This is a genomic window from Alicyclobacillus cycloheptanicus (assembly GCF_028751525.1).
Taxonomy (GTDB): Bacteria; Bacillota; Bacilli; order Alicyclobacillales; family Alicyclobacillaceae; genus Alicyclobacillus_L; species Alicyclobacillus_L cycloheptanicus.
Genome location: NZ_CP067097.1, coordinates 2,619,554 through 2,644,809, shown reverse-complemented (window position 1 = coordinate 2,644,809; position 25,256 = coordinate 2,619,554). Strand labels below are relative to the sequence as shown.

24 protein-coding genes are annotated in these 25,256 nt (G+C 51.1%); 7 read left to right on the top strand and 17 right to left on the bottom strand.

The annotated features are described in order from the left end of the window. The first annotated feature begins 219 nt into the window (after positions 1-219). From JI721_RS12120 to JI721_RS17305, 5 genes are all read left to right on the top strand, one after another. Positions 220-780 carry a hypothetical protein gene (locus JI721_RS12120; RefSeq protein WP_274455138.1) on the top strand — a complete coding sequence of 187 codons (561 nt, stop codon included), beginning with the start codon at positions 220-222 and terminating at the stop codon, positions 778-780. A 736-nt stretch (positions 781-1,516) separates the two neighbouring features. Continuing rightward, positions 1,517-1,768 (top strand): hypothetical protein, encoded by a 252-nt coding sequence (locus JI721_RS12115; RefSeq protein WP_274455137.1) that lies wholly within the window; start codon positions 1,517-1,519, stop codon positions 1,766-1,768. A 491-nt stretch (positions 1,769-2,259) separates the two neighbouring features. Next, the gene (locus JI721_RS12110; RefSeq protein ID WP_274455136.1) at positions 2,260-2,559 is read left to right on the top strand and encodes a hypothetical protein; all 300 of its coding nucleotides are present in this window, start codon (positions 2,260-2,262) and stop codon (positions 2,557-2,559) included. A 679-nt stretch (positions 2,560-3,238) separates the two neighbouring features. After that, a complete protein-coding gene (locus JI721_RS12100) occupies positions 3,239-3,622 on the top strand; it encodes a hypothetical protein (protein WP_274455134.1) in 384 nt (127 codons plus the stop codon). Between the two features lie 237 nt (positions 3,623-3,859). Beyond that, complete coding sequence (locus JI721_RS17305) at positions 3,860-4,165, top strand: HNH endonuclease signature motif containing protein (protein ID WP_407654023.1); 306 nt, start codon at positions 3,860-3,862, stop codon at positions 4,163-4,165. 29 nt (positions 4,166-4,194) lie between these two features. Here JI721_RS17305 and JI721_RS12095 read toward each other — a convergent pair whose 3' ends face one another. From JI721_RS12095 to JI721_RS12085, 3 genes are read right to left on the bottom strand one after another with little or no spacing between them, the layout of a single operon-like run. Next, on the bottom strand, positions 4,195-7,260 hold the full coding sequence (locus JI721_RS12095) for a type I restriction endonuclease subunit R (protein ID WP_274455133.1): 3,066 nt from the start codon (positions 7,258-7,260) through the stop codon (positions 4,195-4,197). Position 7,261: 1 nt separating this feature from the next. Further along, positions 7,262-8,470 (bottom strand): restriction endonuclease subunit S, encoded by a 1,209-nt coding sequence (locus tag JI721_RS12090; RefSeq protein ID WP_274455132.1) that lies wholly within the window; start codon positions 8,468-8,470, stop codon positions 7,262-7,264. Further along, complete coding sequence (locus JI721_RS12085) at positions 8,467-9,972, bottom strand: type I restriction-modification system subunit M (protein ID WP_274457833.1); 1,506 nt, start codon at positions 9,970-9,972, stop codon at positions 8,467-8,469. Before JI721_RS12085 ends, JI721_RS12090 begins: the two co-directional genes overlap by 4 nt. A gap of 655 nt (positions 9,973-10,627) precedes the next feature. Here JI721_RS12085 and JI721_RS12080 point away from each other — a divergent pair. Then, positions 10,628-10,933, top strand: coding sequence for a hypothetical protein (locus tag JI721_RS12080; protein WP_274455131.1), 306 nt, complete (start codon positions 10,628-10,630; stop codon positions 10,931-10,933). Positions 10,934-12,143: 1,210 nt separating this feature from the next. Here JI721_RS12080 and JI721_RS12075 read toward each other — a convergent pair. After that, positions 12,144-12,725 carry a methyltransferase family protein gene (locus JI721_RS12075; protein ID WP_274455130.1) on the bottom strand — a complete coding sequence of 194 codons (582 nt, stop codon included), beginning with the start codon at positions 12,723-12,725 and terminating at the stop codon, positions 12,144-12,146. Positions 12,726-12,932: 207 nt separating this feature from the next. On the opposite strand from JI721_RS12075, the gene JI721_RS12070 reads away from it, so the two are divergent. Beyond that, complete coding sequence (locus tag JI721_RS12070; protein ID WP_274455129.1) at positions 12,933-13,571, top strand: SOS response-associated peptidase; 639 nt, start codon at positions 12,933-12,935, stop codon at positions 13,569-13,571. A 154-nt stretch (positions 13,572-13,725) separates the two neighbouring features. On the opposite strand, the gene JI721_RS12065 is transcribed toward JI721_RS12070, so the two are convergent. From JI721_RS12065 to JI721_RS12005, 13 genes are all read right to left on the bottom strand, one after another. Beyond that, on the bottom strand, positions 13,726-14,136 hold the full coding sequence (locus tag JI721_RS12065) for a hypothetical protein (RefSeq protein ID WP_274455128.1): 411 nt from the start codon (positions 14,134-14,136) through the stop codon (positions 13,726-13,728). Between the two features lie 529 nt (positions 14,137-14,665). Beyond that, positions 14,666-15,673 carry a WD40/YVTN/BNR-like repeat-containing protein gene (locus JI721_RS12060; RefSeq protein WP_274455127.1) on the bottom strand — a complete coding sequence of 336 codons (1,008 nt, stop codon included), beginning with the start codon at positions 15,671-15,673 and terminating at the stop codon, positions 14,666-14,668. Positions 15,674-16,260: 587 nt separating this feature from the next. Beyond that, entirely contained in the window at positions 16,261-16,866 is a 606-nt protein-coding gene (locus JI721_RS12055) for a CPBP family intramembrane glutamic endopeptidase (protein ID WP_274455126.1), read from the bottom strand. Between the two features lie 405 nt (positions 16,867-17,271). Then, positions 17,272-17,652: a hypothetical protein gene (locus tag JI721_RS12050; protein WP_274455125.1), complete on the bottom strand. Its 381-nt coding sequence runs from the start codon at positions 17,650-17,652 to the stop codon at positions 17,272-17,274. A 357-nt stretch (positions 17,653-18,009) separates the two neighbouring features. After that, complete coding sequence (locus JI721_RS12045; RefSeq protein WP_274455124.1) at positions 18,010-18,363, bottom strand: hypothetical protein; 354 nt, start codon at positions 18,361-18,363, stop codon at positions 18,010-18,012. Between the two features lie 630 nt (positions 18,364-18,993). Continuing rightward, on the bottom strand, positions 18,994-19,644 hold the full coding sequence (locus tag JI721_RS12040) for an alpha/beta hydrolase (RefSeq protein ID WP_274455123.1): 651 nt from the start codon (positions 19,642-19,644) through the stop codon (positions 18,994-18,996). Beyond that, positions 19,565-19,873, bottom strand: coding sequence for an alpha/beta fold hydrolase (locus JI721_RS17395; protein ID WP_274455122.1), 309 nt, complete (start codon positions 19,871-19,873; stop codon positions 19,565-19,567). Before JI721_RS17395 ends, JI721_RS12040 begins: the two co-directional genes overlap by 80 nt. 537 nt (positions 19,874-20,410) lie before the next feature. Beyond that, a complete protein-coding gene (locus tag JI721_RS12030; protein WP_274455121.1) occupies positions 20,411-21,535 on the bottom strand; it encodes a ParM/StbA family protein in 1,125 nt (374 codons plus the stop codon). 472 nt (positions 21,536-22,007) lie between these two features. After that, the gene (locus JI721_RS12025; protein WP_274455120.1) at positions 22,008-22,382 is read right to left on the bottom strand and encodes a hypothetical protein; all 375 of its coding nucleotides are present in this window, start codon (positions 22,380-22,382) and stop codon (positions 22,008-22,010) included. Positions 22,383-22,657: 275 nt separating this feature from the next. After that, entirely contained in the window at positions 22,658-22,882 is a 225-nt protein-coding gene (locus JI721_RS12020; protein WP_274455119.1) for a hypothetical protein, read from the bottom strand. Between the two features lie 38 nt (positions 22,883-22,920). Beyond that, the gene (locus tag JI721_RS12015; RefSeq protein ID WP_274455118.1) at positions 22,921-23,187 is read right to left on the bottom strand and encodes a hypothetical protein; all 267 of its coding nucleotides are present in this window, start codon (positions 23,185-23,187) and stop codon (positions 22,921-22,923) included. Positions 23,188-23,623: 436 nt separating this feature from the next. Beyond that, positions 23,624-24,229, bottom strand: coding sequence for a hypothetical protein (locus JI721_RS12010; RefSeq protein WP_274455117.1), 606 nt, complete (start codon positions 24,227-24,229; stop codon positions 23,624-23,626). Positions 24,230-24,532: 303 nt separating this feature from the next. Continuing rightward, positions 24,533-24,814, bottom strand: a complete 282-nt coding sequence (locus JI721_RS12005) for a hypothetical protein (RefSeq protein WP_274455116.1) — start codon at positions 24,812-24,814, stop codon at positions 24,533-24,535. Positions 24,815-25,256: the final 442 nt, after the last annotated feature.

Below are 25,256 nucleotides of genomic sequence, written 5' to 3'. Positions count from 1 at the left end.
ATCCGTCAAAACAAACATATTGTCCCACCACACTTGCGTCGGACCGAAATAGGCATTGAAAATCTGGCAAGTGCGCTAGACCGCGTCACAACTGTTGCATCAGCAGCATACCGAGATGCTTGAGGCATGTTACGCTGCACGATACCGATATTAGGGCACCCGACTTCCCGCTATGAAAACAGGCGCCCAATCCTTGGATGAGATGAAGGAGAGTAGATCATGGGACAACCCCTTCGCAGATACGTCATCGTGCAACGTCGGAGTTTATGGCGCAAATCAGTAATTACCGAGAAGGCAATTCTATTGCCAACATACGAGCGAAGCAAGCGTTACGGATCGTACATCTTGCAAGTTTGGGCGTCAGATCGACATCATGCAATACAAATCTGGCGACAGTGGGTCAATAAAGCGCTCATTGCCGCCCCAGATTGCCAGGATCCAAATTCACTTGCGGTGGTGCTGCATTATAATTACTCGCGTGGAGGCATAGTGGCAAACTTAGATCCGAGCAAGACCGTTGCTACCAAGGCCATGCTGGCCTATCTGCGCCATAACGCCACGCCATATGACAGCGGACTGATTGCTCCATTCGCCTTTCCATTTCTTCGCGGCTTGTTTTGTGCGAGAATGCGTCGACCAGTTTGCGATTTCCTTTCCGGGCGCATTACAACATTCCCAGAACTCATCCATGTGATACATGAACTCCACTTGTTCGTCCCGGCTTGGGCGTACAAACGTTCACCAATCTCGCAGGAGGTTGCCGCTACCCTGCTAGGATGAGGAAATACTCAACCCGCACAATACGCCAGGGACCACTTCGCTGCCGAACTGGCTTCCCTGGCTTTGGTCACTGCAAATCAATAGTGATAAATGTTTTTTTCTTCGCCTTCCCCCCTTTGCTGGACTCCTCCTTTGAAAGAGCGGCAAAGACAACTACAAACACAGCAGTGCAACTGACAACAAAAGAGGGCATGGGGCGGTTCTGTCGCTTTGCGCCAGCCCATTCTATCATCAGCAACTGCTAGCTAGGCCATGAACCCCCTATTTGAAAACAGCGCCGACGGTATGACCACGGGCCGATTGAACCATTCACGTCTTCGTTTCTGCGGACCCTGTTCTCGCGAATGCGTCGGCCGGTTCTCGACTTCCTGTCTGGACGCATCAAACTTTCTCGGGCCTCATCAACACCTGAATTGCTCATCCAGAGATGGAGGGATCCCGAAACTTTTCTTGATTCAACCAGAACGTATGTTCTACGATCAAAGTGTAACAAGGCAAATCATTCCCCGACGAGAAAGGAACGATTGAGATGTCAAAACAGGCGAAACGTCAGCAGAATAAGTCGAGGCAGACAGGACAATCGTCACAGGCGAAGTTCTCACCCCTACTGACAGGCCACTCACTCGATAATGAAGGCGCCTGCGCAAAGTGCCACCATGACTCGCTGATTCCGGCGGAATTGTGGCCCAATTCACACCTGCACGTGTTGGAGACGAAGGCGAAGAAGGGCACGTACATGCCAATGTTGGTCTGGGGGCGCCTGTACGGGTTGAAACCAACGGCGTTGTTCCAGAGGTACACCTTCTACATGCCAGCGCGTGCTGAGGACCTACAGGGCCAGTACTACGACGGAAACCCCGGTGCGATTGCCCTCGTCTACCTCTGTTCCCGGTGCGGTAAGCTCACGATCATGGATCGCAATGACCCCTTTGCGGAAATTCCGGGTCTACTGGAGTACACAAAGGAGTCCCTACTGCTTCAACACTGACTGCTGACAAGTGGGTGCCATTCGAGGCATCCATTATTTCGGATTCATTCCCCCTAGCCCACTTTGTTCACTTCGTTGACCTTACTGCGGCTGACCACAAGGAGCCGAAACCTCCTATTTCCGTCCACTCCTTCAAGGGAACTAAAGACAGGGAACAATTCTGTGGCGACGCGCCTATCCACCTTGTCTTCCGCAAAGAACAGGGAAACCATTTCAGTTGTTTGCATAAGATAGCAAAATATCACATATATTCATTATTTTGGTTGAAAGATTGAGATAAGGGCGATACAATATGAATAAGCAACATAGGGTGGGGTTTTGTTAAGAAGCACCCTGATCAAATGTCAAGGGAGGTTTCACACAATGTGTAGACAAAGTAGTGTGGTTCCGGGTCTGGCATTCTATCCCTTCCGAAATGAGAACTTGGTGAGGGGATGGAACAATGATGAGTACGGGTGGGTTGACCTCGGCCAGGCGCATTGATTCAAGGAGTGAATGTCGCCATCGAGTTCGATGATGAGAAGTCAGAGGACTATGTCAATGAGGTAGCCGTCGTTGTACAGGAGGCATGTGACCCGGAGTGGGATGGAAAGGCAAAAGTAGCAATCGACCGTAATTTGCTCCGCCAGATCAGATACCTGTTGGATCAAGGGTACGAGCATGTCTGTGACCGCCCCGATTTTGGGGTAAACAGTGTTGAAGCCATTTGGGATGCTGCGCGCGTTCCCGTACTCACCAATGATCAGGAATTGGAGGGAGAATACCGGTTCCGCGATAACGAACGTCTGTAACCTGGCACCGACTGCGCCGCTTTCAGATCGCGCAGCCGGCATTATCGAGCATCATCTTGACCCAAACGCCCTTCGAAGTTCAATCTCGAAATCGCATAAAGTCCAAATAAGGTCTTGTGCGCCAACTACTTCAGCCAACTCAAACCCACCTTTCTCACTCAACCGATACACCTCTACGGTCCGGTGAACCGGATCAACAATCCAGTACCTCTTGCATACCTGCTCGTTCGTACAATCGAAACATCACAGCAGCAATCGCGACAACCACAGCAACCGGGGCCAAACGCCAATGGTCCAGAAATGCAGTAAGATACCGCCCCAAGTTTGAGGCGGCCACTGCCAACGTCACTTAAACGTCTCATAGATGAAATAGTAGATCCCAGCGTAAGATATACGAACGCAATGAATATATCAACGCAAACACAAAGCGATAAACCACGTACGGTTAGTTGAGCGAAATCACACCCAGGACGATTATGCACAAAGGGCGCAAAAGCGATATTTTCACTTGGTAGAACGCTAATTGGACAAACCGCGAGCCGATCCAGATGGCACACAGAGCGATCCAAACGGTTCAAAATACGCAACAAAATCGAAACACAGAATGACAAAATCGAGACAACCTTGTTGCAAGGAGATTGTCAATAGAATATAATAGGAAACGTAGGAGGATATGCCCATGAACATAGATTGGTATAATCCAAGTGTAGGAACCCCAATTGTGACAATCGCTTCATACGGACTTACCTTCAACAAGGCGGCAATTAGTGAACTGAAGGATCCTCCCTACATTCGTGTGGGCTACGTTCGCGACCGTAATTTCATTGTTGTGCAGCCGGTGCAAACGGATGAACCCGATTCAATGCTCTTTTCCGAAAGGAAACGGAATGACTACATCAGGGTAAACTCGAAAGATTTCATCAAATTCATTGCTCGGTACTGTGATCTGCAACTCGACAAATCCGTACGAATCCCGGCATATTGGGACGACGAGTCCTCCGTGCTAGTTGTTGACTTAAACAAAGCCGATATGGATTCAGAAGAAGAGGATGAAGTTCAATGAGGGGAGTGAGGGCGTGGGACTGTCAAAGAAATGCGAACGAGCATAGTGCCGCAAACACTATGCCCGCTCTGAATAGTACTTTTCGCCAAATAAAACGCATACGGAAAGAATAAGACGGGTCTACCACAACCACTCTTATCCTCCGAGTCATAATCAGGATAACATGGAACCCTTCAAACTTCCAGATTAGATTCCTGGAAACTCGGATTTCCTTCCGTGTGACTATCGGACACGGAGATGAATGAAATGGCTTTTAGTGCTGAGGTAATTCAGAAGGTCTGGGAAAAAGGAACAATTGTAAGAGGTTACGATGCCACTAAGTACAGAAAGGACCAGTGCGGGGCTTGGATGCGTCGAACTGAGTATGGAGATCGAAACTCGGTATACGGCTGGGAGATTGACCACATTACTTCCGTGGCCCATGGCGGTAGTGACGCAGTGAGTAACCTCCGGCCACTCAACTGGCAGAACAATGTTGCCAAATCAGATGGGCGACTAAAGTGCAAGATAACGTCATCGGGTGAGAGGAACGTTTACGTTTAAAGTGATGAGGGCCCGGATCGGGCCCTCTGTTATGCATCCAACGGCCAGTTCTTGTATTGCTCCTTGGCCTGCTCAACAATGGCTTCGGTCAAAAACCGCAACTGGTCCCCCTTGATCTTCTCCCTCATCAGCACGTGCTTCACAGCGGTTTGAACTGAGGAGAAGATTTCCTGCCTGTGGGGCGAGGTCCAGTCGGGCTGGAACTTGGTCTTCATCGCATTCACGATCTTGTGCACAAGGTCAGCAATGAATTTGTTATCAAACGCCTCCATCCCACGCGCTTGAATGATGTCGTAGAACGCCGCTTCCTCTTCGGACAGTCCCAAGTCCGAACGCTTTTTGACCTCTTCATCCGCCTTTTTCTTGATCTCGATCATCGCACGAATGACATCGGCGGCCTGAATCACGTTACCGTGATACTCGGCAATCGTCTTTTCCAATAACTCGAGCAACGACTTAGATACGGCCTTGTTCTGTCGGAAGATGACCACAATCCGATCCTCCAGCAACTTCTGGAGCAGTTTCAGCCGGAGGTCCACATGCTTCTTCTCCTGCAAATCAGCAAGGAACGCCTCATCAAGGATGCTGAGGTCAGGACGCTCCAACCCTGCCACTTTGAATAGATCGAGCGGCTCATTCGCCTCCACACTCTCATGCACCAACTGAGTAATCTGTTTCTCCAAATCCCCTTGTGTTGTTGAACCGCGTCCACCTTGACCTGGTCCTTGCAACTTCTTCAATTGAGTTGCGAGAATATCGTAAAGCAGAATCTCGTTGGCCCGCTCAATCACCTCGTCCAGGTGTCGAACCAGGAGGTGCGCCTTGGCCAGTTTCTTCTGAGCCAGTATAAAGGGCTCTGCCTTGTCTCCCATCAACTCGTTGATCCGCTCGGCAAGCCAGTCCTCACGATCTACCTTCGGTAATACGCGCCAGCCAATCGTATCTATGTCCCCGGGAAGGAACGCACGGACCTCTTGAAGGTAGGTGTAAAACACCTCAACGGCCTGCTCGATGTCGTACGTCGGCTCGCCACGCCCGCCGCCACTTGTGTACCGCTGTGTGGCTTCTTTCAAAGCCGTTGCAATCCCGATGTAATCTACTACGATGCCGCCCGTCTTATCCGGAAACACACGGTTGACACGGGCAATCGCCTGCATGAGGTTGTGCCCTTTCATCGGCTTGTCAACATACAGGATAGATACTGGCGGCGCATCAAATCCCGTGAGCCACATGTCGCGGACAATGACCATCTTAAGGGGATCTTCCGGATCCTTGAGTTTGGCCTTGACCTCTTCCCGCTCATCGTTGGACTTGATGTGTGCATACTTACTTCCGGGCTGTACTTCACGCCATCCCTTTGGATCCTTCGAGACGTCGCCGGTAAAGATGACCTCGATGTACGGGCACCCCGGCAGCTTTCGCAGTTCGTCGTACAAATCCACGCAAATCTGTCGGCTCATGCAGACGACCATGGCTTTCTCTTTTGATGACGCCTTCTCTGAGAAGTGCCTAAGAATGTCCTTAGCCAACGTCTCCAACCTATGTTTTGTACCAACAACCTTTTCGAGCGCAGCCCATTTCGCCTTGTATTGATCCAACTCGTCCCCTGAATCCGCTTCGGCAATGATCCCCTTAAAGTCCTCGTCAATATCCTCATTGTTCACATCTAGGGGGATAAGCCGTGATTCGTAGTAGATCGGTACAGTCGCCTTGTCCTCAACGGCCTGCAACATATCGTAGGTATGGATGACATTGCCGAATAACTCCTCGGTATCCCGACCAGCGAAGGAAATTGGCGTTCCCGTAAAGCCAATGAAGGAAGCGTTTGGTAAAGCCCGACGCAGGTTTACGGCAAATCCGCCACCCTGCTCGTTACCATACTGTGTCCTGTGTGCCTCATCCGCGATAACGATAACATTCCGGCGTTCAGATAACACCGGATGTTCCGCTTCAGAGTCCTTGAGTCGGAACTTCTCAATCGTCGAGAACACAATCTGTCCGGCCTCGTTCTTCAACAGATCGCGCAGGTCGTCGGCTGAATCGGCTCTTTTGACATGCCCGACGAGCGAGAAGCCAGCCACAAACGTCTTGTAGAGTTGTTCATCCAGGTCATTCCGGTCAACCTGGACCACAATCGTTGGATTGTTGAGGTCAGGATGTCGGCTCAGAATGGCCGAGAAAAACAGCATGGAAATGGACTTGCCTGACCCCTGTGTGTGCCAAATGACCCCGATTCGCCGGTCCCCTTCCGGTCTCGTGGCACGAATTGCCTGTTCAACTGCAAATAGGACACCGAAGTACTGGTGGTACTTGGCGCCAATCTTGATGGTTTGTTTGCCATCGTCCATGAAAACGATGAAGTCCCGGATGTACTCAAGAAGCCGTTCCTTCGGGAATAGTCCCTCAACCAGAGTCCGCATCGAGTTCGCGATGTTGTTGTCCACCGTCCGGCCGTCGATGGATTTCCACGCCGTGAAATAATCTATCGGGGCTCCCGGCATGCCATGCAATGTTTGAGCCCCATCCGCGATCACGGCAAACGTGTTGTAATTGAACAGTTGAGTGATGTCGTAGGTATAGTTCGTGATCTGGGTGTACGCATCCTCGACGGTGGCGTTTTCCTTGAACGGGCTTTTCAACTCGAAGACGACCAATGGCAGCCCGTTGATGTAGATGAGGATGTCAGGTCGGCGGGCCATCTTCCCGACGATGTCGAGTTGGTTCACGACAACAAAGTCATTGGAATCTACGTTGTCCCAGTCAATCGGATACGCATGGATGTACTTTGTCTCGCCGCCCACCTCGTAGCCGAAATCGACACCTTTGACCATCATCTCGTGAAAGCGCTGATTCCGGAGTTGCCAGGTGGTCCCCTGAGGGTCAGTGAAGAGGTTAGTCAGGGCTTGAATTGCATTGGTCGGGAGTTGGGGGTAACGATGCCGAAGAAACATCTCCAGTCGATCCCAAAGAACAACCTGGGACAGATCGGTCCTAATTTGCAGTTGACTTGCCGGGATGTACTGGTATCCCTGCTTCTGAAGTCGCTCTATTGTTGTTTCCTCGAAATCCGACTCGTACAACTTTCCCCCTGGCACTTTACATCACCTCTTTTACTTTTTCCTCGGCCTCAGGTAAGTCAATCTCTCCGGAAAGAAGACGAGGCAGGAGGTAATCTCGCGTTTGAATGAGAAGCGCGTTTTCCCTTACGTTTGAACGAACCAAATCGAACAGTGGCGCTATACTTTCTTTGAATGCCAACCCATGGTCCTCCGTTGGGAGCAAGAATTTCAATGAGTTAAGATTTCCCTTCGTTAACTTCGGTTGGACGGCACCTGTGACATACCGACTGATGTCCAACGTCTCGAAGTAGACCCTGAGCCACTCAGTACTAACGAGCCCCCTACCTTGCAATACGTGTGCATGATTATTAACCCAAATCTTGCCCTCTACGTATTGAAGGTAAGGTTTTCCGTTTGGTTTCGTCACGGAACCATCTTCACCAACTAATAGGTAAACTCCGTCAAATAGATAGTCATCTACGTAATCAACTACGTCTGCGGCACCGTAATAGGGAAACTCGCCGTGGCGCTTGGCCCTCTCTCTGGAAGACATGGGTACACGACGAGAATCAAAGTTCTCTGAAACTCGCCCAACAGTGGACACTTCCCACCCCTTCGGAATCAATCCCAATTCTGACTCGACAAACTCCCCATCCTGGAAGGGGCCGAAATCTACAAACCAGTGTTTGTAAAGCGCCATCGCCATTTGTTCAAGCGTTTCATTCATGCGACGGTTCAGTTCGATTTTGTCGTCAAGAGAACAAATAATATCGGATATGCAGCGCTGAACCACCAGCGATGGAAGGGGTATCTCCATGTCTTCAATTTGTCGACCACTCATGTTGGGCTGTGCCGACCCATATGCTAGGTTATACATCTTTTCTTGGTATTCACGGCTACTCAACACAGCCCAGATAAAACCAGATTCTGCTCTGACCGCCTCAATTTTTGCTACCCGTTGGTTCAGTAGTAGTGGGCATTCGGCCCTAACCTTACCGATTTTTCCTGCGGTAGCGCCTGTCATCGCAACAAGGACGTCTCCATTACGCAACACGTAACGATTTAACCGCGAGGACATTAGTTTTTCCGGCAAGTAATCAACGTCCTGGAGGTTAACTGTTAAGTCCCCAGTAATGTTCTTGATTTTGACCACGGGAATTCCGACACTTGAGAAATCCGCGCTTTTAAAAGCAAACCCGGGAATAACATTGCATACGTCTCCCAATCTCGTGGTCGGCCATTTCACGTTTCAGATACCTCCATATTTACATTCTGGAGGTGCTCTAGAATTTCACTTTGTAACCTAATCGACTCCTGAAACTGTTCATATAGACGTGTCGTCAACTCAGCCATCTTCTCTTCAAAGGGCACGTCGTCTTCTTCCCCAACGCCAGTCCCGACATATATCCCCGGAGTCAACTTGTAATCGTTCGCCCGAACATCGTCCAACGTGGCTACTTTGCAAAGCCCCGGGACATCCTGATAAGCACCGCCGTTCGTCCGGTACGCATGATAGATGCCTGCAATCTCGTCAATCTCTTCCTGGTCAAGCGCCTTCTGTCTTCGGCTGACCATCGTACCCCTTTGCCTCGCGTCGATGAAGAGAATCTCGTTTTTCCGAGCCCGGAACCCCTTCTGCCCATCCCGATTCTTGCTGAGGAAAAATAACGCGCACGGGATGCCCGTTGTGAAGAATAATTTCTCCGGCATCTGCACGATGCAGTCCACATAACCATCTTCAATTAGTCGTTGCCGGACTTCCTTCTCCCCGGTCGTGTTCGTCGTCATGGCTCCGTTTGCCATCACAAACCCAGCCGTCCCGCCGTCCTTCACATGGTAGAGGAAGTGCTGGATCCAGGCATAATTCGCGTTGCTGTCCGTAACGGGACCAATGAGACGCGGGTCGTTATGCTGAATCTTGTCTGCTCCCCACAGTTTCATGTTGAACGGCGGGTTCGCGATCACGTAGTCAAACTGCTGCCCTTCGAACTGGTCGTTAAGCAGCGAATCCCCTAATCGAATGTCCGCGTTAATCCCGTGCAGTAAGACGTTCATTTTACCGAGGCGAAGTGTCGTCTCGATGTTCTCTTGCCCGTAAAACGACAGGGCATGTTTCTGTTTTGTGTACTGCTCTGACTGAATGAACATACCTCCGGTCCCGCAGGCAGGATCGAATACTGTTCCCTGTTTGGGATCAAGCATCGCAACGAGGAGTTTGACAATGCTGGACGGAGTGAAGAATTCCCCGGCCCGGTTCCCTTCCGAACTCGCGAAGTTGCCAATGAAGTACTCGTACACTCTTCCCAAAATGTCTACACTGTCGCTGTTCTGGGCACTGAATGCATCACGGGAGAAAATCCGGATGAGTTCCCCGAGGTTCTCGGCAGGCAGGTTGCTCGATTGGTAGATTCGGGGCATAACACCTTCGAGGTCCGGGTTCTCCTTCTCGATTAGAAGCATGGCATTATCCAGGATCTCTTTGATGTTCGGCTGTTTCGCGTTGTTTACAATGTACGACCAATGCGCCTCTTCCGGCACCACGTACACGTGTTCTGAACGGTATTCGTGGGGATCAGAGAGGATCTCCTCACGGAACTCGGGATCGTCCGAATACAGTTCACTCTCCGGGTCATCCAACATTTGCTCCAGTTGAGCCCGACGCTTGTCATACTTCAACGATAGATAGCGCAGGAAGATGAGCGGTAAGACGATGTGCTTGTAGTTAGCGGGTGCTACACTGCCCCGCATACGGTTTGCGGCTTCAAAAAGGTCTTTTTGAAAGTCGATGTCTGCTTGTGCCAACCCTTGGTCCCCCTATGTTCCATGCATTATCCGTAATGTAAGTATTATACAACCATCAGTCCATCTATGACACAGAGGTACATTCTCATATAGTCATCAGATAAGGAAAAATTGTTCATGTCGGTCCATAGGAAGGATAGTTTGGGGAAAATGCCGTGGCAAGGAGGTCGTGCTGATCATCTACGATACCGACGGTAGTGCCGATGACGACGATGATGGTGGTGAGATGGAACGTCGAAAGATGTTGCAAATTTCACTAGAATAAATAAAGCAAAACATAATAGGGTATAGACCTTTCCCCAAAATGACAGCCGCTTCCACTCTGCTTTAACCTGTTCATTGTCTGACGTCGGTCTCACCCCGTTGAACGCCTGATTTACTAGTCGAGGTCAATCTAAACTCCAACACACATTGCTTTCGTCTACCAGTTCATAATTGACCAATCGTTCTGGTACGTGAATTCTACAACCTACACTCGTTTCCCTTTATTCACGCTCTATGAACATTGCGCTCAGTATGTGGCCTAAAGCAGAAGGAAAGTGCTTCACATGTGGAGAAATGATGCCAATGAAATTGTCATGTGGAATGAGAGGCGTAGTGTATGGGATACGCAGTCAACCATGGCTTTGACATTCACATAAACAAGGAACTATTCCGAAAACGACTGAATGGGAAGAAATTCAAGGAGTTCTATGAAGAATTGGTTATGGAGTGGGACCTGGATATTACTTATCCATCTTTTATGAATCTATTAGACAATCAAGTAAGATGGTTACTGGTGTATGCCTACCCGGTCGCAAAGAAGTGTGGCGTTCCGATTGAAGAACTGTTCGTTTATGTTCCTATTCCGAAAAGGGACGACTTTGTCAAAGTACAAACTAACGGCCACGTTGGCTCCTCATCGTAAATGATGATGAAAGTGGCGACGATGGCGTTTTGGATGGGGTCTGGAGGGCACAAATGAGTGGGCTCTTTCCTTCTGTTACGGAGCAATGAGGACGCTGTTAGTGTCGTAGTTCTTTCACTCTGCTCAATTCGTTGGTTCATTCCGTTCCAGTGGCTCGCCTTCAGAGGAGTGAGTTGAGATCCTCCCGCCTTGTAGGACGTCGAAACGACTAGAGTCAGAACGCGGCTCTACAGGTGGAAATGGCCTATCTAATCGCACCCGCCCCATTCGGAAAACCGTACCATCGTCGAATTTCACTGTCGTTTTCCACACCGTACGAGGCCCATTGTCTTTGTTGCATGATTTTCTCCAAAAGAAGATTCGCATCACCTGTCACTCCTAACCACGTCTGTTAGCACCGCTGATAAAACTGTTTCGAAAGCGGAAAAAGGCCCGGATAAACCAGGCCCCTCCTACCGGTCGTAGGTGATTATCGGATACTTCACGGATACCCGATACCATTATCATCATTCCTTCAGGGTTAGACGTGCAAGTCGCAAGTTCCTGACGAACATCGACATCAATGCCGTATTTTCATACGATCTGTCGCGTTTCGGTTCCGGCGTTCAAGATGAGTTTCGATATGCAGAGTGGCGTACCACATTTTGTATGATCTTACTCGCGTGCCCACCAAATAATAGGCACAGCACTGTCGTGATAGCAGGTGACTACTCTTAGCAGTCAGGTAAGCCCCGACTTGGAAGAGATCATCTATCACTGTCCAACGGTGTCAGGCAACTGAATCAAGTTCCCGACTTCCCGGAATGGATTTAACACATAACACTGTGCAAACACATGTCTGCTTCCCGCTTTGTCATACGCATCACCATGACGGCATCGATCTTCTTCCCCTCCACAGTGACATAACCGTCATACGCGAGGGCAAGGGAAATTTCCGGGGCATCCTTGCGAACTAATGACTCGGCCTTTTTGATTGACGTGACAAAGGATTTGGGCTTTCTTCATTCCCTCTTCCAAGGTGTCGGCAACGAATCGGAACAGTTTTCGCTCACTGTCTTTCTGTGTAACGACAAATGGGACCAGTTGCCCGTCTCTGGCAGAGTCAATTCCCAAATCAACAGTGAATGATACGAGGTCTATGAGTGCGTCATCTATCTTATCCATGCTGCTTTTATGCACTCCAGGTCAACCGAGTATACATTCAACTGCGTCACCACACGCCTGGGAACATGCGCTTTGTTCGTTTCATGTACGACCGATACGGCTCTCCAAAGTGGTCAACCAACGCTTGCTCTTCCACGTGAATCCGGTACAGATAGAGGAGAAACAAGCCAACTCCGCATAATACTGCCCCCCACCACGTCCGGAGAGACAATGCGATGCCAACGGCTGTAATCCAGCCACCCGTATAAGCAGGATGACGGATGTGTCGATACCAGCCCGTCTGTATGATCTGCTGGTCTTCCGCAACGTTTACAAGCGGGGAGAAGAATCGGCCCAGTTGACGAATTGCAGAGAACCGAATCACGATGCCTGAAGCCATCAGCACCAAACCGACCCAACGTGTCCAGACAGGCAGGAAACCAAATCGATTACTGGCAAACCAAAACGTGATGGCCAAGAGGACATACATCCCCAGCACGATTGCAGCGGCTGAACCGCGATCACGGTACGTCCTCCTCGTACCATTTGTACGAAGGCGGCGGGCGCGGGCTGCGAAAGCGATCTCAAGCACTAACCAAATCCAGAACAACAACCAAAACAGGGCGCCGTGCCTCATGAAATGTGCCATCGTGTGGCTCCTTTCGCATACGAGTCCGTGCATCACTAAAGTGTTGGATTATGTTGGATGAACCTGTAATCGTTGTTCTCCGTCATCTGGTTCGGTTCCTGCTATATGCGACGATTCCCCTGTGTTACGATCAAGTCAACTTATCCCCTATGCTGAGGACGGATTTTTATGTGTGGACGGTTCACCCTAACGGAAGATTGGTCCTTCATGTTGGTCGAATTCGGCATTGTATCCAGCGACTTTGTCCTGCGCCCACGATACAATATCGCGCCAACACAGGATGTCGCCGCCGTCGTTTCAGATGGTACGGAGCGTCGCATCGGTTCACTGAGGTGGGGGCTTGTCCCGCCCTGGTCGGAATCAGCAAAACCCAAGTTCGCGACATTCAACGCCAGAGCAGAAACGCTCTTGAAGAACGCAACGTGGAAACGACTCGTCCCTCGAAAACGGTGCATTATTCCGGCGGACGGGTTTTATGAGTGGCAGAGTCACGGTGACACCAAAAGGCCGCTGCGTATTCGGCTGAAAGACCGAAAGGTATTCGGCTTCGCAGGGCTGTACGATTCGTGGATTTCCCGGGACGGAGCGCAAAAGATTAGCAGTTGTACCATCATCACAACTGAGCCAAATGAATTCATGTCGGCCATCCATAACCGCATGCCGGCCATCCTTCGCCGGGAAGACGAGGATTTATGGCTGGATCACACAGTGACCGACACGGACTTGATAACGCAACTACTCAGACCATATCCGGCCGAGGAGATGTACGCCTACCCAGTTCATCCGATGGTGGGAAACGTGAACAATAACCTGCCGGAGTGTGTCGAAGAGTACGTGGGGGACTGACAATCAAGGTCAAAAAAGAAAACGCCTCCGGCAATTGGGACACCGACGGACGGTGAGAGTGACATGGTGAGCATACCTGACAACAGATGACACATCTATGGGTTTGAGCTAGTCCATCCGACCATCGGCAACAGCGGCACTTTCCCAAAGGTTCTCATTCACCGAGGAGTTGATTGAGCGCGTTTACGAGCACAGTCCTCGGTTTCTCCTGTGAGGTGACGACCGCATCAAAGTTCTCCTCCTGAGAGAGCACCCACAGCTTGATAAGTTCGTAGAACGCGGGCAACTCCAGCAAGAAATAGGATTCGCCTCCGCGATGGCGTGAGGCCGTGACCACGAACCGCCGCTCCCCAGAACGATCTGCAGCTTCGACGAACTCAAACAGCCCCAGTGTCGTTTCCACCCGACATATTTTCCGGATGCCGCCGTCTGCGAGAGCGTAGTAGTCACTCTCTTCAATCTCGCGGATATGGAGTTCGAACGTTTCCACCTGCTGCTTCATGACGATCCCTTCTTTCTGTTTCCAGAATCGCCTGCTGAACACCGGGTCATACGCTTCAATCACTCATATCACCCCGTAGCCCCTCTGAAAATGAGGGGGCCCCGGCTCGCCAGCCCGGGGCAACAAACCAAGAACGACTGTGTCATCTCTAATGCTAGCGAATCTTCTGATTATGTCAATGGGGCTGAGGATAGAATTGGGCCCCCTTGGGTGCTCCTTCCACGCCAGCTAATAGTTGAATTTCTTGTTTCGAATGCTGTTAGGATAGTCCGTGATTCACATCATGAATAGAGGAGGCGCAAAAGAGACATGAACAAAGAACAATACGCCCGGATGGCACGGCCCACCCTTTGCCGGGTTTACTTGTGACGGATCCACCAGTGATGTAATGCATCCCTCACTGCAAATCTGAAGTTTGCTTCGTCTTTCGCCTCCCCCTTGCAGGGGGTGGAAGAGGGGGAGTACAAGTACAAGGCGCAAAACAGAGGGAAGTTCGGGGAACTCAGACAAAGGGTAAGGCGGGTGATTCTCCGACATTCAAGCTGATACAGGCCAGTCGTTGTCCTCCACCCACCCAATCGGACATTGCTCTTCAATTGCTTTGCCAGGTTAGTCCGCCATCAGTCGATTCCTCAAATACCCCTTTGCCATTGTTGCCACCTGCCAGGAAGAAGTGTGAGTCATCGGGTGCACTGAGAGAGACAGGCGAAACCGGAAAATCAAAGGGACTTGGTGCACTCGAAGAGCCGCCCACAGGGTCGTACACGATTCGTATGCCCTTGGGCGTAATCACTGACACGGTCGTAACCATCGTATTGGCAGGGTACGCTCCAATGAACAAAACATTCCCGTTTGATAGAACTGCAAATGGGCCGGGTTGGGCCGCAGGTGGCGTATCGTCAAGCGCCGGCTTGGCATTCCCGTAGAGCGACTCAAACATGCTTTCGTCGAATAGCGTGTTCCACGTTTGTCCTGCATCGTTGGATTCAAACAGGATGTACGGGCGCTGATTCATGGCGCCACCGTTACAGGTGTACAGCACTGCCACGTGATTGCCTGATGCTTGAGTGGCCACGTTCCATTCCTGCGTTTGGTCAAGGGAAGTGGAGTACACCTTGGTCCAGTGCTGCCCGCCATCGGTCGTCCTGTAGATGGCCCCGGTCGTTGCTGCCGCGTACCAGGTGCTCGGATCAACGGCTGCCACAGATGCCACGGGAACAGGCGGTGTACGTTTCAACCAACTTGCGCCACCCCCGTTCGACGACCAGACAACACCGGTTGACACAAAGACGAGGAAGTCGTTCCCCTGATAGTCGCTCGGTACAAGTGAAACATCCTCCATAGGAGTCGGGGCGAACCCTACCGACGAAGTGCCGTTGAACAGAACTTTGGAGAACTCCTCGCCTGCCATGTCCGTGAGCATGTAGTTCTTCGTCCAGGCGACCACGAAGAATTGGCCTTGCGCCCCGGTGGCCTGAAGCCCAACAATCGGTTCGGACGCAGTGAAAACCGCCGTCCATGTGGCTCCACCATCGGTTGTCTTGTAGGTGATTCCGCTCTTGCTTCCCACAAACCCGACCTTATCGGTTGCAAACGACACTGCCGTGAGTGGCTCCGCATTTTGCTTTGACATCGGAAGTGTTACGAGTGTCGGAACAGATGTTCCACCTGGATTCACATTCAGGGTTGTTGTGTTCCCTGAAGTGGTATTTGTCGAGGGGACCCCGTGTGCCGCGGATGTCGTATCGGTCGCCTGGTTGGAGATTGGCTGTCCCCCGGGAACGAAGTTTTAACTTTGTTGCCCACATCCCACGAGGATGGTAGTAAAAGCAATTCCCGCAAGAACTGCAAGCGGTTTTCTCATGACGTTCATGCTGCTCTCAAATGAATAGACGGAGGAGCCCTGTCGTTAGTGACATTCCAACTGGAGTTAGTGCCAAAACCGGGACGGGAAATGTTTCGATCAGCCAGTTCACCACACTTGCTCTCGAATATTGTGTGGAGGCAAACGGCCGCCGCCTGTTCCGGATTGTTCACAAACTGTTTTCTTAGCTCTCAACGGGTTTTCAATAATCCAGAGCTGTCCTCACGCTGACTACCAGTTGCCGCACACCGATTGATCCGTACTTCTACGCTCCCGTGATCGGTTCTTGGCACAATGGGCCACCTCAACGTGTTTTGTTTGGATTACGCGAAGAGAAACAGCACGACGATACAGATCCCGAGAAGCACGGATGCAACTACACTGTATTCGGGTCCGAATTCCCCACCCGACACCCATTCAGGTCCTGTGGCACGGGTAGACAGCCAACGCCCGACTTGCCGACCATACATGGGATAACCAAGGATTGGCCATTGCATCAGGTTCCAGCCGTAATGCACACCGATAGCAGCAACAAGACCAAACTGGAGGTAAACGAGCCCAAAGACAATCGTGACGAGCCCGAGATTCAGCATGCTGATGACCGTTGGCCGTCCATTTGGTATATGCAGGACCGCAAACACGACGGCTGAGATCGCAAAGGCGATTACCATTCCAGTATAATGCCCCACCCATCCAATCAGGAACGCTCGCGCAAACGCCTCTTCAAGTACTGCGAATAGAAGCAGCCAGAAGGGATTGGTAACGAATCTCTCCTGCTTTGAAATCCCTGCCGCTACTCCGTTGTGCAATGGCTGAATACGAATGACGCCAAGGAGACGAAGAACCACCGTAATGATTCCGATGAGTATACCGCCTGTAGTACAACCAGCGATGAAGTAGAGCAACTGCTGTGTGACTGACTCAGTCAATGACCGGACTCCCTTCTCACATCTCCCATGCCCTTGTGATTCCTGACTTGTCCCGAACCCCCAAATAAAATGCGCTAAATTGCTTGATAGGCGCGCTTATCCCAACCGGTTCAGCTGTACACCACTTGGACCGACTCATCCTCTTGTTTCTAGATCACATCCTGCTGGGAAATGAGGTGGATTTTGCTTTATGCTGCTTATCCCTTAAGAGGGGAAGAGTATTGTACGGGTGTACGCCTAATTGAGAACTCTAGTGATGGCGCGGGCTCCCGGGTTCCTTTCGGCAATAGATTGTATGTACGAACGATGTACCGCGCGCCTACGTGCTGTACGGAGGAGCGGGTGAAATCGTGGTTGTTAACGACCCATGAGCGTTGCGGAGGAGAGAACGCCTACTTTGCATCCTCAATTCTGTTTGTTGCTCCGTTTTCTTCGCCAGCCGAGATCTGTTTTCGTCTCTACGCCGTTACGCCACGTCCACTGACGGAGTTCGGACAAAATCTCGTCCATATCGCACTTTTTGAACGCGACACTGATAGGAACCTTGTACTTGCCTTTGAAGAAAACCGTAAAATTCGGCCATCTCTCCTGGATGTAGATATGCTTGATTTCATCGGCCCGAATGCGTGTCTTTGGGAACACAAGCGCGTCCTCGTCAAACGAAAGGGCACGGTTTCGCGACCCTACGTACAGCAGAAACCAGAAGAGCAGCGCAAAGAGTACAAACTCGATGCCAGCGGCAATCTCTTTGTAGGGATCGGGAACGTTTACAATCACCCCCGACATTGCCGCTATCACTCCTCCAAATGACGCCATGACAGGCGAGCCGACAGTGACCTTGTATCGCACGGAATCCCTCCCCACCACAATTGAAGGCGCAAGGTTAGTCGAACTGTTTATCGTTCCTTTGGTGATGTGTACTGCGATGGCTTTATATACGGAAATGGCTGGTCCATGCGGACGCGACCCCAACGTAGTACCTTGCCTCCGTCGAGCTTGATGGTTCCCTTGGCGATAGTCCGAGGTCCTGGCTCTTTTGATTTACGAAAAAGGCCCACTCATATCCCTCCAGATTTGCATCTCCCAAGCATAGGTGACCCTCATCTAATTGTTCGGATGCCTACACTTCGCTCGACGACAGGGTTACTCCTCGGACGAAGAAGGATTCCCTTTCCTGGCACGGCGTTCACGACGAACGGCGGCTATCTCGTCCCGGATGTCGCGCTCCAGCTCGGTTTCATCGACGTTAAGTTCTGACGCCTTCGCCCAGATGCGCTCCAATGCAGCCCAGCCCGCATCATCCGGCCGAGGTGGCGCCAAGTCGTCTGTTTCGACCGACAGTTCCGCGTACGCATGGTCCAGCAACCGGGACTTCTTCACTTCCCGTTCTATTTCTGCCGCCGCTTTCGGATCCAAGTGGTGCTCCTCCCGGAAACGCAAGTAATCCTCGTACGACATCCCGGGGCCCAGGTCTAGTTTCTTCTTGTCATCTGACATCATGATCACCTCCACCAACCATCTTCTCCACTTCCATGTCCGTGCTACGTCCGTTTCGTTTTCCCGATCTTATCACAGGTAACAAAATAGCGGAGACCAGACATGGCACTTGATCGGTGCCGGCAAATGAGTCCGGGAGACAGACCACCTAGGTAACCCCGGGCGCTAAAGCGCAAGATGAGTTTCCACCCAAAAGGTGTGGAAATGAAGCGCAGCGCGCGCCCGTGTGTTTTTGACGGAGCACCCTTTCTTTCAAAGCGCCGGAGGCGCCCCGCAGGCCTCAGCCGAGGAAGGCACAGAGTGCCCCGCCCCTAATGCAGTTCGGATATGCGAATGGTTGAGAGTTCAGGCAGATCGCAGTTCAGAAACCTCACAAGGAGCCCGCCAGGAATGGGTCCAAGCGGGCAAGACGGGGTAGTGCATATTCCACATTGGGAAGTTCCCATTATGAACCAATTCGGACAAGTACACGAGCAAATCCTACCTTGTCGGCCTTGTTTCACTGCAGAACGTGCTGGCCGAGAAAACGTTGGATAGCCGGCCATACCACGTCAGGGCGCTCTATGTTGATGAATGTCCTGCTCCTTCGACCACCAATTCCTCATACCAACCGTCATTCGCACGATAGCGTTAAAGAACCGTGCGCATTTGGGTCACCATGGGCTGTGGAGGATAAACCTCTTCACCTGGCCACCCGGGTACAAGGCCGAGTTTACCCAACGTTCCAAGATCAAATATGGACTGGTCCGAGACGATCTGATCCGCATCTCCTCTGATCCACAGGACGGGGAAGTGCGGATAAACCTGTGCCAGGCCGGATAGGTTGACGTATTTCGGCGACATGGCGTTGGCTACTCCATCGAGCCCCGGTGCAGTACCGGGCCAGTTGGGGCTCGGTATGGATCCCCCAGGATAAAAGCCGTCCCCAATCTTTGTCGATAACATCGAGTCCACAAACATCTCTTCAACGTCGGGTGAAACGCGGAAAGGGGGAAGGAAATAAAACTGATTCATCACGTTGCGTGGACTGTTTGCGTCATCTGAACTACGGTCTTGTTGCTGAATTCGGGCTATGAATTCGGGGTTGACGGTTCCACCCCCTGAACCAGCAAAATCGGGCCAGCACGGTGTGCCATCTGCGTCACGTGTACCGCCAAAACCATACGGGGGAAGCGGACTGATTAGGATGAGACCGCTTACATTAGTCGGATGAAGAATACTGTACTGCATTGCAATCCCACCGCCCATTGACCAGCCCGCGAGAACAAACGGACGCTTCACGTGAATGGCTTCGACGTGAATGAAGGTCCTCCACCCAATCAAGGAGTCCGCGACGAGCATCAATCGGTAGTGGTTCAGTGTCACGGAACCCGCGCAAGTCGGGAGCCCAAACGTGATAGTCCTTCGCAAAATGTTCTATGGTATCGCGCCAAAAGACACTGGATGAAACATTCCCGTGCAGCAGAATCAACGCCGGACGTTCAGGATCTCCTGCCTCCAATGTTGCCATCCTGAGTCGGCCCGTCGGCACGACACGTCGCTGAATGTCTATTGCCAGGATCATTCACCCCTTTTACAATTCGATGCACCAACTTGTCTTCAGCATACAGCCCCAAGGTTACACCTGAGTTACAGGCCATTTTTCATAAGGGGCCGACAAACGGCCCAAGTTACTCAAAGTTACCCAAATCCAGGATCGACTGCATCCCGGCGTTGTCGTCAGCAACGTTCACATTACGGATGGTGACAGCAATGGCGGCGGGTTGGGGTGATGGAACGTGAAGGTTGGCGCCATTCTTTTGCGGTGCGATTCGTACCTTCCGTGCATGCCATGTCTGGCTCCGCCTTGGTCTGGGTCTGCTGACCTCGGGAAGCCCCGGGGGAAGAGCCCCCTCGGCCTCTAGCCCTTTCTTCAGGACCTCAAGCAAGTGCTTGCCGAGTCCACGAGGATGGCGTTTCAAGTACTCGTTGAAGTGGTTCAGTACGTCACGGTTCGCATATGTTGGGACGCGAAACCCAAAGGTTTCTCCTGGCTGCATTTGCTGTCTCACTTTGCAGCACCTATCTTTCGCGCCATCTGGAGGAGTTTGTAATACCCCTTTGCGTTGGCCCACACGGACTCTTCTGGCGTGATGAATCGGAGCGGAAGTTTGTCCACGTTCAACGCTTCCAAGTACGGCCTCAGCAAGATCCCTCCGCCACCGATTACAAAGCAAATCTCAATCTGCCCGCCCAGCGCTGCGAACAATTTACGGATCTGCTGGTACTCAACCCGGGCCAGAATGTCCAGTTCTTCGTCCACAATGCCTTTGATGGACATCCGTCCCAGCCCGACGCGGTAACGGCGGTCCTCACGCGGATCCGTGATGCACCGAACCAGTTCCTGTCGGTTTCTGAATCGGTATCCTGCTTCTTGTTCAACCCGCGCCATGATGCCATCAACGCAAGGCGAGATGCCGTCCTGCAAGCCAACAGAGTTCACATTGTCCAGGTGCCCGCGCGATCCGATGATGCAGAAATCAGAGGTTACCCCTCCAATGTCCGCAACCAGTATGGTCAACTGCTCGATGCCTACCCGGCGAGGACGACCCTCGTCATCCATCGTGATGTCGGCGATGGCCGCGTGACCCTCCGCGTACACCCGAACATCCCCGAAGGTGATGCTGACCGTATTTCCGCCGAGCGGTGCGGGCGTGTCCAGGAACCGAACCTTGTGAGGCCCTTCCTTAAGCCGTTCGATGAATCCCTGCTTGCGTCCCGCCTTCACTTCAGCAAGCGGAAGTCCGCAGGCCAGGTCGTATGTTGCCTGGATGACACCCTTCTTCGCGGAAAACTGCCCGCAGAGCACTGCGTCAATAGCCAACGTGGTAAGTGCAACGACGAGGTTTTGGTTGGATTCTGCCTTGATGGCGTCCGCTGGAACCTCCGTACTGTGACGGTACATGGTTGCAAGGTTGCCAACAGCATATATCCCGTCTGCACCACGTAATGCCGGGCTGATTACCTCCACGTGGAGCCCATCAAGCGGATCTGCCTCCAGTTGCACGACCTGCCGGCGTTCGCGTTCTACGGCGATGACATTCGGAACCACGAGGCGGTTCGCTGTGTCGCCGATGACGGCTTTGGCAGCGTCGTTTCCTGCATCCACTGCTGCGATTCTTGCCTTTTGCATTTCTTTTGCCTCCTCTAAAAAGCTGATGGAATCGTCCCCCGAAGGGAGACATAAGGAGGCAGTGGACATATGGGGTCGGGCTGTTAAGCATCCACTTAGGAACGGGCGTGGCTGGACGTAGGGCTCCGAGCCGCATTATTTGGCCAACTTCCGTGAGAACGGGACTCATCTCGCCCATGCGGAATGACAACAGACGGACAAAACGGAAGAACTACGAAACCAGCAGCTGAAATCGAAAAGCAGAAGTGAAGAAGAAAACGCAAAACAATGCTGGAGGTACTTCGGAGAACAACCGAGTCGCAAATCGAGGAATGATTTGCTAACAGTTTCAGTATATACCACAATAATTGACCTGTCCACTGAAATAGCAACTCTTGCAATTTTTTTGCAAAGCAAGCAATTTCCTATCCATGCCCATGCTGCTATAAGTGTATGGCCCGTATAGCAGGCCACACACTGGATGCCTGGTTGACTAGGTCCACCAGCGCGAAATCTCCAAGAACACCTCAGAACCCTCCATGTAGAAGTACCAATCACTCGGGTCTCCTACATCAACGCCGCGATCGAGTTCGATTTCCAGCAGGTCTTCGATGTAATTCGACTTTTCGCGATCATCAGGGTCATCCGATGCAAAGCAAATCTCTACGTCTGTCCCATCCAAAGCATTTTCATCGACCACTCGATGAAACACCACCTCGGGAATGAAGCAAGCGATAGCATCACCCTTGGCCGACGACACGATTTTGCCAAACTCATCGAGTCCTGCCTGCGTGGTGATACGGTACAGAGTGTACGTGGGCCAGGGGGATCCCGGACATGGACAGTACAGGCCGTATCTCGTCCTCATTTTCTCGTCCCTCCTTTCGCCAAAAACGCCTCAAATTGCTGAGACGATAAGTAATGCTCCGTGTGGGGCAGAAAACCACATTGGCCTTGGGAAGTGTCAATCCATTGGAAGGTGTTATAGAAACACGGAATGATTCGTTGTCAAAGAGTTGCTAGTACTATAGATGGTGAGGCATAGGCGAAAATACAGTGAAGTGAAATGAGAAGAACTGATTATTACTGAGAAGAGGGAATTCACTTTGAGGAGAAACGTGGAAAACCACCTTGCTAATGACATTATACAGCACGATCATTTTGTGCGCCACTGAAATGAACATGGGATACAATTTCTTCTGTCGATTGAGCCGTAGCTACATCCGCGGTCGCCTTATCATCGATAATGCGTCCAGTAAGTATCTCAATGTTTGCCCGAAACCCGCGACGCCTCGCTCGAATCATAATCACGAATAACAGCGAAATAAAGCCAAGCGCTATGACGATAGACAGAATCAGTCCCAGCATTTCTTCATCCCCCTAACAACTTCACCCCAAGAGAAGTACTATTTATCTTCTTTGGGCTTGGCATTTCGTCTGACGAACGCCCAGTAGTAGAAGACACCCGAAAGGATGAGATACAAGAGCAGTGATTTAACGGCTGAGTCCGGGTGGCTCGTCAAATTCACAATTGAATTCAGCACAGTTCCGACGCAAAAGGCCCCTAAGACCTGTTGCACGATCCCGCGAAAATTGTGTTGTTTCCAATCCCATAAAACAGTTGCGACGAGTAATATGGCCGTTAAAATGTCGCCGTACAGCAGATTATTCACGTGACCTCCCCCTTCAACTCTCTGATTGGTATATCTCCCTCCTTCAAACAGTTCTCCAGGATGTTTACGCTGGTGTTGTTCACGTTGCGCTCACTGTACGTGCAGCATAGGCAGTTCCTTATATCTGTTTTGGTTTGCCCAACGAACATGCAGTGACCTGCTGTTTTCCCAGAATTCAGCTGAAAACGTGAGAATCCTGCAAAACGAGCGTTTCCGGACAGGTATCCTTCTTTTCTCTGGCTGTTGCAGCGTTGTTCGTTACGTGTTGGCTAAATCGAAGAAGAGGAAGGTACGAAGTTGATTACACGCGAAGCTTTCATCTGGACCGCTAACCTTCGCATCGTTCCACTAGGTCCGCCTATCAGTTGTTCACACCTATTTTGTGAACGTTAGCAAAGCAGGAAATTTGAAAACTGCACCTGGCCGTGTTCCAGTATTACTTGTGCACTGGATTTCCGATTGGCACTAGGTGATTCATCAAACCCGTCGGAAATACATCCTGTGGAAACGGCCGAACGATGATAAACGTGTTCCCTTTTTGAAAGAAATACTGCGGAGTTTGTTTCGGATCGTCGAGTTTGTAGTACACCTCGCCTGATTTCGCGACGTGCTTTATCCAGTGAAGTGGCTGGTAAGTGAATGTAATATCTTTTTTGGTCTTTGGATTCAGCTTGCCATGAGCAATGACCTCTTTCCACGTCATCGGACTTTGTCCCATTTCTTCTATATCAAAAGTAGTCCCTGGAGGACCATTGAACGCAAATGTCATGTTTCCGCCCGAGTCCCAACCCAGGATTCGTGGATTTGCTACTCCCAGGCCGCCGGTAACCATATACACCTCATGGTCTTGGGGCGCTTGGGCAACGTTGTACTGGTCCAGATCCGATTGAATTTGCTCCATCGTAGCTTTATCGAAATTGTCGTTTGGGAGCGTATAGTCCTTCGGTATAGGTGGCACCCGATGGGGCCAGGCAAAGACAGCGATGCCGAAAAGAACAATTACGAGCGGAATGCCCCACCGATACATTGTGCGGAAGTCCATCAACACACCCCCTGGGAATTTGCCTCGTCCGTGTCCAATTCGGCAGCTCTACCAGAGATTACGGAGCACCTGGATACGGATCGAAAAGCATGGCGTGTCCACACGTACTACAGGTTCGAAGGAAGAGTTCCAGGTGTCTATCAAGGACTTTGCGTTGGTCCAGATACACTTTTCTTTCGTAAAAAGTGTCGTTACCGCAGAGAGGACATTTCAACGTTTCGGTCTCCGTCAACTGAACGCGACATGGGCTGTCGTGGGTCAATTTACTCCCTCAATTCCCCAAGCACCTCAAGGGTGGCACAGTCATGCCCGTGCCGTTATCCACATTCTGTAAATCGTCCTTCCGTCCACAATTTGCGTATCTCTATGAATCTCGCTTAGTGCATGAGTGTATTCAGCCCATCTTGGAAGTTCCTTGGATAGACGCAAGAACACCTTTTCGTCCGGGGTAGCATATCCCACATTTGTTCTGAGACATCCACCAAAATCAGAGTACAGGGAATCCACCCACTCGTCTACTTCCCACTCCGAATCAAATACCCTGCCGCCTTCTTTGTAATCCTCGTTTATCCAGTGAATCTCCAATGGCATCACGCCCTCATTCAACATAGCGTAACTGTTCAATAACGAGCGGCAATCACGATCTTGAAGTCGCATTGTATGCTGCTATGATGTCGCAAACGAGAACCACTGCGCATAAAACGGCCAACAAGATTAGAATGGCCAAAATAACGCGAATCACCCGATGTTTTGTCTTTAACCGGTTTAGAATGCTATAAACAATCGCAACCACAAGGATACTCAGCGCCTCAATACCCCGAATTGCAAATGCCGCCATGAGTGTCAACAGCCAAATAAGCACTGTTAGAATCCATACGATACTAACCCAACATCGTATTTGTCCCGACGGCGAATCACCTTGCCACCTCCCAAACGGCCGACAACGCTCTTTGATTCTGTACCGGTTTACCTACTCCACTGAAATTCGGCATTGACCCATTCCCCGTATTGCTTGATTCCGTACCAA

Bases quoted from the DNA above. Each gene is read 5' to 3' on its own strand.
- JI721_RS12120 (WP_274455138.1), top strand. From the start codon at position 220: ATGGGACAACCCCTTCGCAGATACGTCATCGTGCAACGTCGGAGTTTA.
- JI721_RS12115 (WP_274455137.1), top strand. From the start codon at position 1,517: ATGCCAATGTTGGTCTGGGGGCGCCTGTACGGGTTGAAACCAACGGCG.
- JI721_RS12100 (WP_274455134.1), top strand. From the start codon at position 3,239: ATGAACATAGATTGGTATAATCCAAGTGTAGGAACCCCAATTGTGACA.
- JI721_RS17305 (WP_407654023.1), top strand. From the start codon at position 3,860: ATGAATGAAATGGCTTTTAGTGCTGAGGTAATTCAGAAGGTCTGGGAA.
- JI721_RS12085 (WP_274457833.1), bottom strand. From the start codon at position 9,972: ATGCGGGGCAGTGTAGCACCCGCTAACTACAAGCACATCGTCTTACCG.
- JI721_RS12080 (WP_274455131.1), top strand. From the start codon at position 10,628: ATGGGATACGCAGTCAACCATGGCTTTGACATTCACATAAACAAGGAA.
- JI721_RS12075 (WP_274455130.1), bottom strand. From the start codon at position 12,725: ATGGCACATTTCATGAGGCACGGCGCCCTGTTTTGGTTGTTGTTCTGG.
- JI721_RS12070 (WP_274455129.1), top strand. From the start codon at position 12,933: ATGTTGGTCGAATTCGGCATTGTATCCAGCGACTTTGTCCTGCGCCCA.
- JI721_RS12050 (WP_274455125.1), bottom strand. From the start codon at position 17,652: ATGTCGGGGGTGATTGTAAACGTTCCCGATCCCTACAAAGAGATTGCC.
- JI721_RS12045 (WP_274455124.1), bottom strand. From the start codon at position 18,363: ATGTCAGATGACAAGAAGAAACTAGACCTGGGCCCCGGGATGTCGTAC.
- JI721_RS17395 (WP_274455122.1), bottom strand. From the start codon at position 19,873: ATGGCAACATTGGAGGCAGGAGATCCTGAACGTCCGGCGTTGATTCTG.
- JI721_RS12030 (WP_274455121.1), bottom strand. From the start codon at position 21,535: ATGCAAAAGGCAAGAATCGCAGCAGTGGATGCAGGAAACGACGCTGCC.
- JI721_RS12025 (WP_274455120.1), bottom strand. From the start codon at position 22,382: ATGAGGACGAGATACGGCCTGTACTGTCCATGTCCGGGATCCCCCTGG.
- JI721_RS12020 (WP_274455119.1), bottom strand. From the start codon at position 22,882: ATGCTGGGACTGATTCTGTCTATCGTCATAGCGCTTGGCTTTATTTCG.
- JI721_RS12010 (WP_274455117.1), bottom strand. From the start codon at position 24,229: ATGGACTTCCGCACAATGTATCGGTGGGGCATTCCGCTCGTAATTGTT.